Source organism: Coleofasciculus sp. G2-EDA-02, from assembly GCF_040226375.1.
Lineage (GTDB): Bacteria > Cyanobacteriota > Cyanobacteriia > Cyanobacteriales > Coleofasciculaceae > Coleofasciculus.
In genome coordinates this window covers 47,388-63,620 of record NZ_JAVKEW010000197.1, presented here as the reverse complement: position 1 = coordinate 63,620, position 16,233 = coordinate 47,388, and the positions used below count along the sequence as shown (strand labels likewise).

General features: G+C 46.2%; 13 protein-coding genes and 2 pseudogenes. 8 read left to right on the top strand and 7 right to left on the bottom strand.

Annotated elements, in window-relative coordinates; translation table 11 throughout:
- Nucleotides 1-125, top strand: a pseudogene (locus RLO19_RS23420) (IS630 family transposase); the annotation flags it as partial.
- Between the two features lie 21 nt (nucleotides 126-146).
- Here the strand turns inward: RLO19_RS23420 and RLO19_RS23415 are convergent.
- Nucleotides 147-473, bottom strand: a pseudogene (locus tag RLO19_RS23415) (HAD family hydrolase); the annotation flags it as partial.
- 47 nt (nucleotides 474-520) lie between these two features.
- Between RLO19_RS23415 and RLO19_RS23410 the strand changes: the two are divergent.
- The gene (locus RLO19_RS23410) at nucleotides 521-2,182 is read left to right on the top strand and encodes a D-Ala-D-Ala carboxypeptidase family metallohydrolase (protein ID WP_446359810.1); all 1,662 of its coding nucleotides are present in this window, start codon (nucleotides 521-523) and stop codon (nucleotides 2,180-2,182) included.
- 310 nt (nucleotides 2,183-2,492) lie between these two features.
- Entirely contained in the window at nucleotides 2,493-3,269 is a 777-nt protein-coding gene (locus RLO19_RS23405) for a hypothetical protein (protein ID WP_446359812.1), read from the top strand.
- Nucleotides 3,270-3,358: 89 nt separating this feature from the next.
- Here RLO19_RS23405 and RLO19_RS23400 read toward each other — a convergent pair whose 3' ends face one another.
- The 4 genes from RLO19_RS23400 to RLO19_RS23385 form a co-directional block, all read right to left on the bottom strand.
- On the bottom strand, nucleotides 3,359-4,063 hold the full coding sequence (locus RLO19_RS23400; protein WP_446359809.1) for a DevA family ABC transporter ATP-binding protein: 705 nt from the start codon (nucleotides 4,061-4,063) through the stop codon (nucleotides 3,359-3,361).
- Nucleotides 4,064-4,151: 88 nt separating this feature from the next.
- On the bottom strand, nucleotides 4,152-5,300 hold the full coding sequence (devC, locus tag RLO19_RS23395; RefSeq protein WP_446359808.1) for an ABC transporter permease DevC: 1,149 nt from the start codon (nucleotides 5,298-5,300) through the stop codon (nucleotides 4,152-4,154).
- Nucleotides 5,301-5,312: 12 nt separating this feature from the next.
- Nucleotides 5,313-6,731, bottom strand: coding sequence for an HlyD family efflux transporter periplasmic adaptor subunit (locus RLO19_RS23390; protein ID WP_446359807.1), 1,419 nt, complete (start codon nucleotides 6,729-6,731; stop codon nucleotides 5,313-5,315).
- Nucleotides 6,732-6,934: 203 nt separating this feature from the next.
- Entirely contained in the window at nucleotides 6,935-7,675 is a 741-nt protein-coding gene (locus RLO19_RS23385) for a phycocyanobilin:ferredoxin oxidoreductase (protein ID WP_446359806.1), read from the bottom strand.
- 674 nt (nucleotides 7,676-8,349) lie between these two features.
- Between RLO19_RS23385 and tatA the strand changes: the two genes are divergently transcribed.
- Nucleotides 8,350-8,514 (top strand): twin-arginine translocase TatA/TatE family subunit, encoded by a 165-nt coding sequence (gene tatA, locus RLO19_RS23380; protein ID WP_446359811.1) that lies wholly within the window; start codon nucleotides 8,350-8,352, stop codon nucleotides 8,512-8,514.
- A gap of 80 nt (nucleotides 8,515-8,594) precedes the next feature.
- Here tatA and RLO19_RS23375 read toward each other — a convergent pair whose 3' ends face one another.
- Nucleotides 8,595-9,443 (bottom strand): SPFH domain-containing protein, encoded by an 849-nt coding sequence (locus RLO19_RS23375; protein WP_446359805.1) that lies wholly within the window; start codon nucleotides 9,441-9,443, stop codon nucleotides 8,595-8,597.
- 558 nt (nucleotides 9,444-10,001) lie between these two features.
- Between RLO19_RS23375 and RLO19_RS23370 the strand changes: the two genes are divergently transcribed.
- The 4 genes from RLO19_RS23370 (at nucleotide 10,002) to RLO19_RS23355 (ending at nucleotide 15,647) form a co-directional block, all read left to right on the top strand.
- A complete protein-coding gene (locus RLO19_RS23370) occupies nucleotides 10,002-10,889 on the top strand; it encodes a mechanosensitive ion channel family protein (RefSeq protein ID WP_446359804.1) in 888 nt (295 codons plus the stop codon).
- A 20-nt stretch (nucleotides 10,890-10,909) separates the two neighbouring features.
- The gene (locus RLO19_RS23365; RefSeq protein ID WP_446359803.1) at nucleotides 10,910-11,509 is read left to right on the top strand and encodes a pseudouridine synthase; all 600 of its coding nucleotides are present in this window, start codon (nucleotides 10,910-10,912) and stop codon (nucleotides 11,507-11,509) included.
- 155 nt (nucleotides 11,510-11,664) lie between these two features.
- Nucleotides 11,665-13,857, top strand: coding sequence for a serine/threonine phosphatase (locus tag RLO19_RS23360; protein ID WP_446359802.1), 2,193 nt, complete (start codon nucleotides 11,665-11,667; stop codon nucleotides 13,855-13,857).
- Between the two features lie 563 nt (nucleotides 13,858-14,420).
- Complete coding sequence (locus tag RLO19_RS23355) at nucleotides 14,421-15,647, top strand: protein kinase domain-containing protein (RefSeq protein ID WP_446359801.1); 1,227 nt, start codon at nucleotides 14,421-14,423, stop codon at nucleotides 15,645-15,647.
- 46 nt (nucleotides 15,648-15,693) lie between these two features.
- Here RLO19_RS23355 and RLO19_RS23350 read toward each other — a convergent pair whose 3' ends face one another.
- Nucleotides 15,694-15,912 carry a DUF4327 family protein gene (locus tag RLO19_RS23350; protein ID WP_446335399.1) on the bottom strand — a complete coding sequence of 73 codons (219 nt, stop codon included), beginning with the start codon at nucleotides 15,910-15,912 and terminating at the stop codon, nucleotides 15,694-15,696.
- Nucleotides 15,913-16,233: the final 321 nt, after the last annotated feature.

Here is a 16,233-nt window from a genome sequence, read left to right as displayed (position 1 = left end):
ATCGACTATTTGAATCAGTAGAAGAACTAGAAAAATTGCTACATAAATTATTAAATGAAGGAGAGCTTATAATTAAATGGAATAGAAAAATCAAAAACAAAGGCAATGCTGTTTATCCGGTTTAGCTGCGTAGCAGCTTAGATATCGGCTAATTGTTGGCGATGAGTGGTTATGTCAGAAATTGTGGATAAAAAGACAGGTTGTTCCCTGTCGGCTGGATAATATAACCCACCATTTTCTGCGATCGCACCCTGCACAGGTAAATAATTTACCAAACCACTAACCCAGCCGGCGGAGCGACCTGTAACAATAAGCACAGGGATATCTGCTGCTTGTAAACTTTCCAATGCTTGCAGCAAATCCCCACTAAATTTACCTTGTCGTGTTAGCGTTCCATCCATATCTGTGGCAATCAGACGTAGATTTTTCCAGCAATGGGCGGCTATTGCTGAGTTAATCGATGAAAAAGCCATAGATTATTGTGTAATGGGTGCCGTATGTTGGGTTATCAAAATTTATCATGGCAATACTATCACCAGACCAACGGAATTATTATTATCTTCTAGCCGCCGAACGAGTGGGAATTCACAAGCCAATTTTGGCGGCTCTGTATCAGGTTCATTCGTCTCCGACTCTTGCTGATGAAGAAACGGGGTTAGGCATATCGCCTGCCAATCGGGTATCACCCGATCAGGTGAATACATTCCCAGAACAAGTTCAGTATGCGGCTAATGTTATCCGAGCGCTTACCGATAGTTTAATTGCTCAGGGACAGCAAGGGAATGATTTATGGCTGCTAGAACAGGGACGCTATAGCGATGAATTCCTGCAAAACGTAGCTAGGGGATATGTGCCGCCAGCCGGTCAACCCTCTATGGCGCGTTTAGAACCGAGTAACTTTGAGTCGCTCAAACAAGCGTATCTCGCTGATTTAGCCACTGACTTCAAAAGCGAAAACCTGCCTCAAAATCTTGCCTATCTAGATAAAGCCTTACTGACTCTTGTGGAGCGACTCCCTGAATATTATACGGGATTACCTCATCAACGAGATGCGTTGCTAGAAGCGGTGCGGATTTGGCGGAAACTGGATACCCAGGATGCTGCCATTGGTTCTTTAGTGCCAACGGATCAGGTGACATCAGCCCGTGAGGATGCATCAAAACTGGATATTCCCCTCAAGCAATTTATGGGACGGGTTTCTGGTAACTATAGCGGTTATCCCCATCAACGGGAAGCGCTGCTGCGCCTAACTCAACTGTGGCGTCAATTGCGAACCCGAGAAGAAGCGATCGCGTCTTTGGAAAAAAATGCCTCCCCCCAAGAAAATCTCGATATTATTGATCCGGCTCTGGTGGCATTTATCGAGCGCGTGCCGAAGTTCTACCAGGGACAAGGTAGCCAACGCAATGCCCTCACCGAAGGCTTTCGAGTCTGGAATCAATTTGACTCCCGCGCCACGGTGTTAAGTCACCTAGGCATTAATCCGGACATCCTGCAAGCAAGTACCACTGACCCCACCGCCATGCAAAAACTGGCAGCGGAACTCGATCGAGAACTGATTAGCTTTGTCGGGAAGATACCCAAGGACTATAAAGAAGATGACAACCAACGGGAAGCTTTAATCCGTTTAGTTCAACTTTGGCGAGATTTGCCCACCAGAAATCAGGCAGTGCAATCTCTCCTGGAAGACCAAAAACGAATGAATGAAGCCCGTCGTCAAGCCCAAGAAGCACCGCCAAAGCCGACGCCTGTAGTGATTCCCAAACGCCCTGAGCGTTGGACACCTTACAATATTCAGCTATCAGCACCAATCATTCCCGATGGTAGCTTTACCTGGGCAGAAGCCACCCATGGAGGTACGCGCATGCCCCCCAATCAAGCTACAGTGGATGCTATGGTTCGCATTGCGAAACTGGCACAACGGGCACGCGATCGCATTGGGCGACCTTTTCTCGTCACCAGTTGGTATCGTCCCCCTTACGTGAATCGAGCAGTTGGGGGTGCCAAGTATAGTCGGCATCTGGTGGGAGATGCCATGGATTTTGTGTGTGAAGGGTTAAGTGGCAATCAGATTTACTGGTCTCTTGAACCCTGGTGGCCCGGTGGCTTAGGTCGCTATAGCCGATTTCCCAATTTGTGCCACATTGATGCTCGCAGCTACCGGGCACGCTGGCTCCATTAAGGGTAACATTCAGCACGAACACCTCGGTTTGCTGCTACCTTTTTCCCGGATTGTAATTCAAAATTTGCATGAGTGCATCTGTCATTGAAGCGGCAAATCGATCAACCACACAAATCCAGAACAATCTAACATTCATGGCGGAGTCCTAGGGGACTTTCGCAAGAGTTTACGGCTCGGTACAGTGTTTTCCCCACCGACAGAAAATCGCTGTCGGGATACCCTAGTAGACTTAACCAGGGCAAGATTGCACCAGATCCACTCCCTAGAAGGCATTCTAGAAATAACTCTTACATCTTCTCAAGCAGGAACTATGTCCAGTCCGATTATCCCTAGAGAATCTACATTAGCTCAAGTTTCTCAGCCGTCACCAACGGCTGTCTCTCCTTCACCTGCCGATACTCAGTCCTCTGGAACACCCTGGATGTTTGTCTCCATAGGACTGCTCTTACTCACAGTTGGCTTACTGGTCTATGGCAAAATACAACTAGATACCGTGGGAAAGAAGCTGAAATTTGAGCAGTTTAAGACCAAAGACCTCCAGAAAAAGTTGAAGTTGGCGCTCAACACTATCCGCAAAATGGAAACCAATCCGGATTTGGTTCACTCTCGCGAATTTAACTTAGACTATTTGCGATTGCGGATGGAAGAAGAGGTGTTTCATTTTGCCATTGTTAATCAAATCAAAATCAAGGTAAAACAAATCATCAGTGTGGCGCTACGACCGAATCAGGCGGCTCAAAGTGCGATCGGTATTGCTAGCACCACAGGCAGGCAAGTTGATGAACTGTTTGATGTCAAGTACGAGACGGAAAGCAGTGGTAAACGTACCATGCGAGTGCTATTCCGGATTCAAATCAAGTTGACTAAATTACCCACTCAAGCCACCTCAGCCACGATTAGCCAGATTATTGATTGTATCGAAACCTTTCTTTCTCCAGAGGATGAAAGCTGGCAACCCACGATTCAAGGACGAATTGTTTCGATTCACTGGGATCAAAAAGCTAAACCAACTCCTTTACTGGTGCTTCAGCAATCCAGTGAGGGGGTTAATGTGACCTTAAGAACGAATCGGGCGCGGATTAACTAAACCTATTCACCAACTGCCAATTATTAGATCAAGTTGCTCAAAGCTAAACGTCGTTCTTAACCGAAGTAACTGATGCTATTTATAATGTATTACTTATGACTTCTTTGAATATGTCCATCTTCGATATGAATAATCCGATCGGCAATATCCAGAATTCGGTTATCGTGGGTTACGAGTAGAATGGTGCATCCTTGTTTTTTTGCCAACTGTTGCATTATTTCCACCACATTACGTCCTGATTGACTATCCAGAGCAGCTGTGGGTTCGTCGGCTAGAACTAATTGAGGATGACTCACTAACGCCCGCGCGATCGCAACCCGCTGTTTTTGTCCTCCCGAAAGGTTATCGGGGTAGTAATTAAGATGGTTGGCTAAACCAACTGTGGTTAGTATCGCTGTTGACTTCGCTACCGCCTCAGTAGGAGAAATATCGGGGTGAAGTTCCACCGACATTTGCACATTTTGGCAAGCCGTCAGACTCTTGAGCAAATTATGAGATTGAAAGATATAACCAATATGACGGCGCACTTGCACCAGTTTTTCTTCTGTCGCACCGATGAGTTCCTTCCCTAAGACTTGAACTTGACCCGATTGGGGTGAACGTAAGCCCCCAATTAGGGTTAATAAGGTTGTCTTACCCGAACCCGAAGGACCTGTCATTAATACAATTTCTCCGGGTAATAGTTCTAGATTGATATTAAAGAGAATTTGTTTACGTAGAGAACCTTTACCAAAGTAGTGATTGAGATTTTTAATCGATACGACAGGAGATTGAAGTAATACGTTAGAATTCATAATTCATGCCAAATTCGCTTTTGTAACCCCCTTTTTAGCTTGGGTACTCTTTCCTGGGAGCCATCTGCCATCTGCCTTGTCCACCCCTCTAAAAAATATCAGCCGGATCAGCCGCTTTGAGTTTCCGCACAGCAATCGCCCCCGATACACAACACATAATAATTGTCAAAATTAGAATAGTTATGGTTTTAGTCAAAGTCATCATCATCGGTAGACGAGTTGCCGCTTTTGTTAAACTATACAATCCCGAAGCAATTACCATTCCGGGAATATATCCTAAAATAGCCAGAATAAGCGCTTCTTGGAAAACCACCATCAATAAATAGCGATCGGTATAACCCATCGCTTTGAGTGTGGCATATTCGGGTAAATGATCGGAAACATCGGTATAAAGAATTTGATAAACAATTACTGTACCGACAACAAAGCCCATCACTATACCCAAGGTAAAAATAAAACCGATCGCGGTACTGGTTTGCCAGTAATTTTTTTCAAAATCGATAAATTCTTGCTTGGACAAAATTGTGACATCATCAGGAAATTCCTGTCTCATGTCAGTTAAAACATTTTGGATATTTGCTCCGGGTTGTAATTGAACTATACCAATATCAATTAGTCCCTTATTTCGTCGTGGAAAAATACGCAAAAAATTGAGATCACTTGTGACAATATTTCCATCGGCAGCAAAGGAAGCGCCTAAACTAAATAATCCTACCACCCGGATGCGACGTTCTTCTACTTCTGTAATTACCTCTTGTTTTTGATGAAATAGTTGAGCAATTGAACCATATTCAGGTCTAGATGTGTCATCAAATAAAACCCCATTTTCTATTTTTATCTTATGCAAATTTTGGTTAACATCAGGTAGATCTAATACTGGATTAGCTGGATTAAATCCCAAAACCATAATGCCACGAGTTGCCCGAGTTTGCGGATTTTTCCATAAACCAAAATCCATATAGAGTGGACTAATTGACTGGACACCCTCAAAACCCAAGGCTTGATATAATCGTCGCTGAGGAAAGCTTTTCATCGCGATAGTTGATGTGGACTGAGGGCTAATTAGAAAAATGTCACCTTTTAAATTGTTATGCAGAGTCACATTACTCTCAAACAAGGCATCGCGGAAACCAAGCTGCATAAACATTAAAATATCCGCAAAGCTAATTCCAGCGATCGCGACCAGTAATCGTATTTTTTCGCGACTCAGTTGTAACCACGCGAGCGGGATTTTCATTTAAGTTTTAAATTAATTAGACTCTGATTCAAGCAAGATTTCTACGATAACTTTTGAGTTGGTTAATCCGGCAACTTTTTTGCTATCTTCTGGCGGTAGACGAATGTTTACTTCCACGACTCTAGCATCAACATCAGCAGCCGGATCGGTATCGAGAATATCTTTTTTGCCGATTTTCCGTCCAATTTGGCTAACATTTCCTTGCAGTTTGCCCTCAAATGCCTTGCTTTCACTACGAATGGCAACACGCTGTCCGAGACGTACTTTGCTAATATCGCTTTCGTAGACTTCTGCAACTACTCTCATCTCGTCGGTTTTTCCCAGTTCGACAATTCCTTCCCCTTCCTTAATGGTTTCTCCCGCCCGGGTATTTATATCTAAAATCTGACCATCTTCTGGGGCACGCACGTAAGCTAAGGAATCTAAATCAGCTTGAGCTTGTTCAACAGCGGCTAGTGTACTTTCAACTTCAGCTTCGGCTTTTTTTATATCAACCGGACGAATTTCTTTGATTTCTTCTAGACGGGCTTCTTCTTCTTTAATCTGAGCTTCGAGAACGGCGATAGTTTTGTTCCGGTTGACTCTACCTTCTTCGAGCTGTTCGTTCAGATTAGCGATAGTTTGAGCTTGGTTCGCTTCGGCTTGAATAAGATTCGCCTGTTGTTGAGCGAGGTTCTCTTGTGCCTCACTGAGGCGTTCTAGGGCAGTTTCTACCCTTAAGCGGCGGCTTTCTAATTCTGAGGTAGAAATTGCACCATCTTCGGCTAACTGCTCGTAGCGGGCAAAGTCGTTATCAGCGTTGCGTTTTTCTGCCTCTAGTCGTCTAATCGTAGATTCTTGAGCTTTAACGGTAGCTTGTTGAGCTTGAATCGTGGCTTCTTGAGCTTTGGTGGTTTCTCTCAGTTGAGTTTCTAAGCGATTAATTTTGCTCTGTTGGGCTTTTTTTTCTCCCTCTAATTCTTTTTCAAGGCGATTAATTGTTTCCTCTTGGGCTTGAATTGCGCCCGCTTTGGCACCCGCTTTCACTTGTTCCAGGTTCGCTTGGGCAATTTCAACTTTTTTTTTGGCAAGATCTACAGCCGCTTGCAAGCGATCGCGGTTATCCATAATCGCCATGACTTGATTTGCCCGCACGCGATCGCCTTCCGAGACGAGTAATGCTTTCACTACATTGGCACCCTCCAAGGATGTGGGAGCGGATATAATAATAACTTCTCCATCAGGTTCTAAGCGTCCTAAGGCGGTTACTGCTTCGATAGCGGGTGTAGCTACTGGCTGCGGGTGTGATTGAGTTGGACGCAGTTGAACCCGATTGAGGCTGTAAACAGCCGCGACTCCAGTCGCGAGGGTTCCGCCAACAGCCAGAGCGATCGCCCAACGAGTTATCGGTTTAGAAAATAGTCCTTCATCCATCCCAGGTTTATGCCCCATATCTTCCTAATATAAATAGGATTGATTTCTGAATTCGCGCCCCCTCCTTCAGTTATAGACGCTAGGAGCAAGCCACGTCTAATTGGATGGGGAAGATGGGGAAGCTCCAGGAGCCGGAGGAGTAGGGGGAGTAGAGACGTAAGGCGGGGAACGTCTGGAAGTAGGGGAAGAGGTTTCTCAATCAACAAATGACAAATGACAAATCACCCAGATGGTAAGTCAAACAATACGGTAGTCATGTAATGATCTGCCCAATCCGCGCCAAAGGCTTTTTCTAGCACACGACGGGTTTTATCATTTTTCTGCTGCTTGGTGCAATAATAATGCTGACCGGCTAGAATTTCTGCCTGGTCTTCAGCCGAAACGGGTGTAGCATTAGTTGCATGAGTACAATGAATTTGAAGAAAATTCTCTACTCGCGATAAAAATTGCTGTTCCTCTTGAGGATTATTGGGTCGAATAAAAAGGCAAAATTCTGAAAAAATGTCGCCCCACTCTGGCAAATCACGGACGTCTTGGAAATGAGGAGTTGGTAAAGCCTGTAACGGTTGACGATAGGCGTCGGGTAAGATACCTTTAGCATTCACCGGAGACAGATCTGCGATCGCGGCACTGATTTTCCCTCGTCCGCCGACTAAATCGCAGCCAAACATGGGTAGATTGTACTCTGGACGGGGAAACATGACACAGTGGAGAATATCGAGCATTGTTCCCACTTTTGCCAATTCCAAATGCAGTTTGCGAAACTGTGGCGTCTGATAACAACGGTTTTCAATCGTGAGTTTCTCACCCTCTAGGCGTCCTTCAACATAGCCTAACTCGGCGGGAAGCTGATAGGGCGACAAATCCAGGTAACGCCGCCAATTGGCTTCAATACAGTCGGCTAATTGGCAAATAAGGGGGTGTTGTTGCTCTCGCAGGGAAGGCTTGGTGGTTACTGACATTCTTTGAATCTTAAACGTTAACGCTCAACCCATCACGATAGGGGGGTAGGTTTGACATCCTCCCCACCCTCCTGAGCCTGCGAAGGATCTGCTGAGGGTGGGAATTCCCATTATTACTGACGGGGTTTCCTGGCTCGTCGAGCCACCTTACTCGTATAGGATATCAGCTTGTGACATACTCCAGACAGCGATACAAGTATACGCTGCTGGCTTCTCCCACCTACTACATCTATGACGATCTCTATTTCTAGGGCGTAGGATTCGAGCTTTTAAAAGTGAGTAAGATGGCCAGACCCACTTTTAAATACTTTTCTCTTAAGTGTGAGAACTTGTTTGTGAACTTTCGTTTTTTGCTTTTCCAGAAAACGTATTCCAGCTATGGGTGTCTACTCTGTGCATTGCCCGAAACAAAGGCGTAGAACGGCAAATCTGTTTATTTTACGTTTGCCACATTTCTAGTATATAATATTCGACGCATGAAATTTGACAATTCCGCTTCGCTTCATTGTCAGGCTATCCTTCCCGACGCTCCCCTTTGGGAGAACGCTCTGCTGTCGCCTATAGCTCATCCCTTTGGTATTGCGAAAAGACCCATCTCCACCAAATAACCGTTTTCACAAGATAGTCTCTGGCTATATATGATAGGTAAGCAGAGTCTACAGGAGCAGACGAGTATGTTTGGCTTAGGATGGCCCGAAGTAGCGATTATTGGGATTGTCGCGCTAGTAATTTTCGGTCCCAAGAAGATTCCAGACATGGGTCGCGCATTAGGAAAAACCCTTAAAGGTTTTAAAGAAGAGATGAATACTCCCACATCTGAGGAGGAGGACGCTGACTAGAGAGTCGGCTGACGTAACCTGATTACGGTTACAGAAGTCACGCATCAGTAGAGACGTTCCGTCGGAACGTCTGTGTTGACTTAATTCGAGCCATTTCCGCCATCCCTCTTAATTGGTGATTCCGGAATTTCCATTAAATCAGTCATCGCTTCAGTCAAGGCTTTGGGGTCCATAAATACAATTTTGGAGTTGCTACTTTCACTCAACTTCTCGTTAGCTTCCACATAACGAGTGGCAATCAAATACTTTAGCACTTCCTGACTGTTAGGCTTTTCTAGCAGCGCTTTTGAGATCATCTCGAGGGATTTCACCGTCCCTTCTGCCTGGGCGATCGCGGCTTCTCTCTCTCCTTCTGCCTGGTAAATCGCTGCTTTTTTCTCGCTTTCTGCTGCCCGTTCCTTCTCCAAGGAGTCTAACACTGTCTGGGGAGGTTTAATTCCTTGGACTTCCACGCGGGTGACCTCTACCCCCCAGCTATCGGCAGCCTCTTTGAGATGAATTGACAAATGCTTATTGATCTCGGAGCGGGATGAATAGGTTTCATCTAAATCCATTCTGCCAATTTCCGACCGTAACGTTGTGATAACTAAATTTCCAATTGCCTCTTTTACATCTTCAACATCATAGTAGGCTTTATAGAGGTTGTTTATTTTCCAGTAAACCACCGCATCGACTTCTACAGAAATATTGTCTTTCGTGATTGCCTGCTGAGGTTCAGTATCTAAGACTTGCTCACGGGTAGTTTCCTCCACAGCAATACGTTCCAAAAACAGCCAAACCACCCTCGGTCCAGGCTGTAAAGTCTTCTTATATTTCCCCAAACGTTCAACTATAGCTTGATTGCCCTGATTGATAACTTTGGCGGAACCGATACCGTAGCCGCCGCCGATTAAAATCAGTGCAAAAATATACGACCAAAGAGATCCCATAGGTTTTTACACTTTTACTAGAAGGTGAATGAATCAATTGGAGTGACAAATAGGATTGTCTAGAACGTTCTTCAATAAGTTTGCAGGTAACACCTAGCTTGAATTTACATAGAGTTAGAGCTAAGCCACCTTTCAGATTTCCTCAAACGAGGCTTGTTCTCAAGCCGCTTTGTCTAGCAGTACGTGTTACCTACAATGTACTCTGGTGGTAAAACATCCGCAAAGAGGGACAATACCCACTCCCCCGGAAACATCCTTGGCTTGTGCCAGAATAATAAGCTAGATTCAGCCAGGTTATGTCAGCATTTTAGCTGAATTTTCGAGAAATTTTCTCACCCGGCACAGACTCGTTGTGAAAGGATGAGGGATGTAGAGGCTTTGTTCAGCTTCTTTCTCAGGTGAACTCAAGCAGGAGAATTTCCTGGTTCCGTCCTCCGTCGTCGTACCGACTAGTCGCCGATTTTATCCTGACTAGTGAAGTCTTGACCAATTACACGGGTGGGAAACTTTCGCGGCGAAGATCTTGAACAGTCAGTCTAAACCTTTAGTGATCGACTTGTGAACAGTCTCATTCAACAAATCCAATCCAGTTTACTCAATCTACTTGGCTCGACCATTGAAGTTTTGCCCGGACTTATCGGCGGAGTGATCATTGTCCTGTTGACTCGCTACAGCGCCGATGGCATCCAGCAAGTTACCGCTAAGATAGGAGAGCGTACAATCCGTAGCCAATCGCTGCAACTGCTGCTGGCGAAAATGAGTTATGTAGCAACGTGGGTGGTTGGCGTTTTAGCCGCTAGTGTTATCGCCTTCCCTGGCTTGCGGCTTGGTGACATTATCGCGGCGCTGGGGTTGGGTTCAGTCGCCGTCGGTTTTGCCTTTCAAGATATCTTCAAAAACTTTTTAGCTGGGGTGCTGTTACTGGTGCAAGAACCGTTTCGCATCAACGATCAGGTGATTATTGAAGACTATGAAGGAACGGTGGAGAAGATTGACATCCGTACCACCCAAATTCGTACCTATCAAGGCGAACGAGTTCTCCTACCGAATGCAACGGTATTTACCAGTGCGGTGCAAGTCAGAACAGCTTACGGACAGCGACGAACGGATTTAGGTGTCGGAGTTGACTACAATACTCCCTTGTCTGAAGCGGCTCAACTCCTAGAGGAAACCATTACTCAGGTGGAGGGTGTATTGTCCAATCCAACACCAGAAATCGATTTAGTCAGCTTTGGCGATAGTTCCATCGATTTCGTCGTCCGCTACTGGACATTGCCGCAGCAGCAACGAGTACGTCAGGTGCAAACCCGATCCATTATTGCCATAAAAAAAGCCTTTGATCGCGCCGACATTAATATTCCTTACCCAATTCGCACGCTTTACTTCTATGACCAGCAACGGTTTAATGATTATTTACCCCTGTCCCAAGATGAAGCTTCCAACTGACAACGGTTAAGATTGAAGATGTGTATCGATACCTTTTGTTCTACAAACCCTACGATGTCTTAAGTCAGTTTACGGATAGGGAGGAGAGTCCTCGTCGAACTCTCAAAGACTACATTCCGGTGTCGTCGGTTTACCCCGTCGGACGCCTTGACCGAGACAGCGAGGGATTGCTCTTGTTGACCAATGATGGACGCTTGCAGCACCGACTCTCTAACCCCCGCTTTCGACATCCCCGTACCTATTGGGTGCAAGTGGAACATATTCCCGATGAAGCTGCCTTGAATCAGTTGCGCCAGGGTGTAGTGATTAAAGATTACCGTACAAGAAAAGCTCAAGTGCAGCGATTACGAAAAGAACCCGCTCTACCACCTCGCGATCCCCCGATTCGCTTTCGGAAAACTGTACCCACCTGCTGGTTAGAAATCACCTTGACCGAAGGGCGTAACCGTCAGGTACGGCGTATGACCGCAGCCGTGGGATTTCCCACCCTACGACTAGTACGAGTGGCGATCGCGCACCTGCGTCTTTCTGGGTTGCAACCGGGTCAGTGGCGTGATCTGACGCCCACTGAACTTGTCTGTCTCCAAAAACTGGTGAAGAGGGGAAGTTTTGAGTTTTGAGTTAACTCCCTTGTCAATACTGCTTCCCTGCGCCTTTACACTGGATAAACAACCCCCTTAAAAGCTGCAACCTTGGATTCTGGCGTGGCAAACTAGATGGCAGCTAGCTCATAGTAAAGCCTTAGAAACCTGATAGGAATTGAGGAAGTTCCGTTATGTTAATTTGTCCCCAGTGTCATTTTGAAAACCCGAATACTCACAAGTTTTGTCAGCGATGTGGAACTTCCTTGATCCATAAAGTGTGTTCAGAATGCGACACCCAAGTTCCTGTTAATGCTGAAACTTGCCATAACTGTGGTGCGTTTACAGGAACGGTTTGGTGGGCAATTATTGCCAAAGAGCCGGAGTATGGCGTCACCTCAACCGATGATGTAGAGGGTTCCTCAGCCGATGCTGAGCCAATCGCTAGCAACGCGGATCTGGAGTCATCAGCTCAACTTACACAAACCCAGGAGAGTGAACCGACATCTGGAGAAATTCCCCGTGCTCCCAAAACCGATTTTGATACTCTGGCGCAGGAAATGGATCAGCCAGAAACGGCAAAGAGTTCTACCTTGATGGCAAAATCAACGGTTGAACCCGATCAAGAGATCCCAGCAACATCACAGACGCATAAGTTAGAGCCAAATCTAAGCGAAGCATCATCAACGGCAACGTCTGAGGCAAGTTCTTCCTACAATACTCACTCGATCACCTATCTGGATGTTCAACAACGTTACCGACTCATAGAACCCCTAAATCGCGACACTCTAGCAAATATCCCAGTCGGCTCAGAAACGTCTGTCCAAGTTTTGGACTGCCAGCCCTTTCAGAAATCACTTCTGGAAGCCCTACTGGAACAACAATCTGGGGAATTTCCGTCCCCATCCTCGTCAATTTTGGGAATTCCGGCGATCGCACAACCCTATTTAGCCTTGAAACAAAGTCATTATCCCACTGTGCCAGAGGTTCATGATGCGTGGCAGCAGGATAATCAGGCAGTGATGTTGATCCAAGATCGCTCAGGATGGCAACTCCTTAGTGATTTGTGGGGGAGTGAAGAGTTATCTACGTTACAGCTATTGTACTGGCTCGATGAAATGGCAAGACTTTGGCAGGCACTTGAATCTTGGAATTGTTGCCAAAGTCTATTGGAAATTAACAATTTACGAGTTGATGAAGACCAGGTGTTGGGGTTAGCCCGCCTCTACCATGATCCCGAAGATGAACCGCCCACGTTAGAGGATTTGGGGCAAATGTGGCGGCTGTTATTTAACCAGTCGCAACGGACTCAACTGACCTCATTGGGGACGGTGTTCCGGCAGATGTGTACCCAGGAAATTACCACGATTGACCAATTGCGATCTGAGTTAGAAGCGATCGCTCACGCGGAAGAAGAGGCACAAGAAGAACAAGCAACGACGGTCACCTTAGATATGGCTGATTATACATCTGAAGAGGCGATGAGTTTGCTGGGAATGTCCCTAGGAGACACGGTTGGTACCTATGACGATGGGGGTCCTACGGTTGTGCTACCGATGCAATTACTCAGCCTTGACGATGTTGGTTGCACGGATATTGGTCGCCAACGGGATCACAATGAAGACTGCTTTGGCATTCAAGCACAGATTAAAAAGCACGAAACCCCCATTGGTCGAACCTTAGACGCTCGTGGTCTTTATATTCTCTGTGATGGAATGGGTGGACATGCAGCCGGAGAAGTTGCTAGTTCCATGGCGGTGGAGAAGCTGGAGGAGTATTTTCAAGACCATTGGCAGGAAGAGTTACCCACACAAGAGACTATTCGCGAAGCTGTTCGCCTAACCAATCAGGAGATTTATGATGTCAACCAACAAAATGCTCGCTCAGGCAGTGGTCGCATGGGGACTACCTTGGCAATGATGTTGGTTCAGAATACCAAAGTCGCGATCGCTCATGTGGGTGATAGCCGTCTCTATCGGTTAACCCGCAAAGGCGGTTTAGAGCAACTCACCGTAGACCATGAAGTCGGTCAACGGGAAATTAAACGCGGCGTTGAAGAGGCGATAGCTTATTCTCGCCCCGATGCCTATCAGCTCACTCAAGCCCTAGGACCACGCAGTGACCAGTTTGTCAATCCTGACATTAACTTTTTGGAACTCAATGAGGATACCTTATTCATTTTGTGTTCCGATGGTTTATCGGATAATGAACTAATAGAGAATCACTGGCAGACCCACCTCGCTCCTTTGCTCAGTTCTCGCGCTAACCTTGAGCAGGGTATCCTACAGTTAGTTGACCTAGCCAATGAGCAAAATGGTCATGACAACATCACCGCGATACTCATCCGAGTAAAAGTGCGACCTAATTTTCAGCAACGGAGTTGGTGATAGGACGTTGGTCATCTGTGATTAGTTAGTTAAAATCAACCGATGTATCCAAATCTCTTGATGGTTTTCTTCCCCTGTTTCCCCCTGCGGTAGAGACGCATCTTATGCCTGTCTGCACATCATTTTGGGGAACAGGGAACAGGGAAAACAGGAAACAGTAAGGGATGGAAAGTCTTTACAATTTTAAACTTAGCTAACACAATTTATGTCCGATGCTACCGGACATGATATGACACAACTGAATCAGAGGAAAAAGACTGATGGTGTAGACAGCGAGGCAAGCCTTAGCTTCCAGAAATGTAAGCGAACTACACAAGTTACTAAAAAAAGAGGTGCATCGGTGGGTTCATCAAGGACTTATAGGAATCCCAGTCCCCGCAAAGGACGGGAGCGACTAACTTTAATCAAGGATTAAATTATCTCTTATGCAACAAGTACCAGTAATCAGTCTGAATAGTAAACCACCAATACCAAACCGGGCGGCAAGAGCCATATCTTGGCTCAAGGGACTCCCGCGAATACGTTGAGACAAGCCCTGAGTTAAGAACAAAAAACTGAGGACTATGGTCACGCTGACCCTTCTACATCCGCAGGCATCCACTCCATTACAACAGTGGAAATTCCACAACCAGTCTACAATTCGTATTGGTCGATCGCCAGATAATGACGTGATTATCAACAATCCGTTAGTGTCTCGGCATCACCTAGAACTGAGAGTCACCCCCGCCCGATCTGGAAATAAATGGCAGTTGGTTAATCAGGGAACCAACGGCACGTTTCTCAATGGAGTATTGGTGTCACGAGAAATGATACCGAATCAAGCCCTGATTCGGCTGGCTCGAGAAGGACCGATGCTCAAATTTGAACTTAACCCAGTTTCTGTGCCAAGTTCTGGCTTAGTCTCTCCAACGCCTAACTCTAAACTGTCTTGCACTCACCTGGGCAATCCTCCCGGTAATTTATTTTGTATTCACTGTGGTCAACCCTTAGTCCCCGTACAACGGGTCATCCGCCACTATCAAGTGTTACGAACCCTGGGACAGGGGGGAATGGGGACAACCTATCTCGCCTGGGATAGTACAGGCAAAATTGAGGGACGCCCGACGTTACTCGTCCTCAAGGAAATGAATGCCGATATGGCACAAATTGCCAAAGCCCAAGAACTGTTTGAGCGAGAGGCGCGTGCCCTAAAAGCTTTACATCATGCCGGAATTCCCCAGTATTACGACTTTTTTATGGAAGGGGGTAAAAAATATTTAGCCATGTCGCTCATCCACGGACAAGATTTGGAGCAACGGATTTTGATGGCAGGACCGGTCACTCCAGATCAAGCCATTGAGTGGATGATTCAAACCTGTCATGTTCTTGACTACATTCATTCGAGCGATCCGCCATTGATCCATCGGGATATTAAACCCGCGAATCTAATGGTGCGTCATCGAGACAACAGCATTGTTGTTCTTGATTTTGGCGCCGTGAAAGAGATCGGGACAATGCCAGGAACTCGAATTGGTGCCGAAGGGTATAGCGCCCCAGAACAAGACCGAGGGACTCCAGTCACTCAATCCGATCTCTATGCCATTGGTCCGACCCTGATTTTTCTGTTAACCGGGATGACTCCCCTTAAATTTTATCGCCGCCGTAGTTTAGGCTATGGGTTTGACTTGTCCAAAGCACCCACGATCGCTCCCCCATTACGGGAAGTAATCGACCGGGTGTGTCAACTCAAAGTTTGCGATCGCTACCAAACGGCGAAAGAACTCGCAGCAGCTTTAGCCGCCTGTCGCTAGAGGGTTGGCTGGCGTAATCGCTCTTATCTGTAAGGCGTCAGGATCTCTATTCTTCATCCCATGCTTCCACGGCGAGTAAGTCACCAATTGGATCTTGCATGGTGAAGCCAAATTCTATGAGTTCCTTTTTCCAGAACGACCACTCGTCGCCATAAAGCAGGGCGATTTTCCATATACTATCGCTAGGTTTGATAATCTTGGATTCCACGAGTGAACGCACCTGACGCTGCATCTTCACCATGGGGTGAGTAACTTGCTGAGTCATACTCTCAATTTTCTCGAAGTAACTTTTGCAAATGCTTGGATCAATAAAAACGCTTCCTGTTTTAAATTTTGCCGGTTCGTAGAGTTGGCGCTCGGCAAGGAAGCATTACTATACCTTTGTAACTCATCCGAGGGCATTTACGCAAGCCCTTTTGGGAAAATGTACGGTAATCACTACCATTGCGCCTGGAATTGCTGCCGTTAAGGGCAGCTGGGTAAGAAAAAATTATAGCTGTCGCTATAAAGGTTAGGACTTTCTTTATGGGTTAAGAGAATCTAATAGGACTTACGCTTTCTTGACGGCACAGGCGCTACCTGTAGG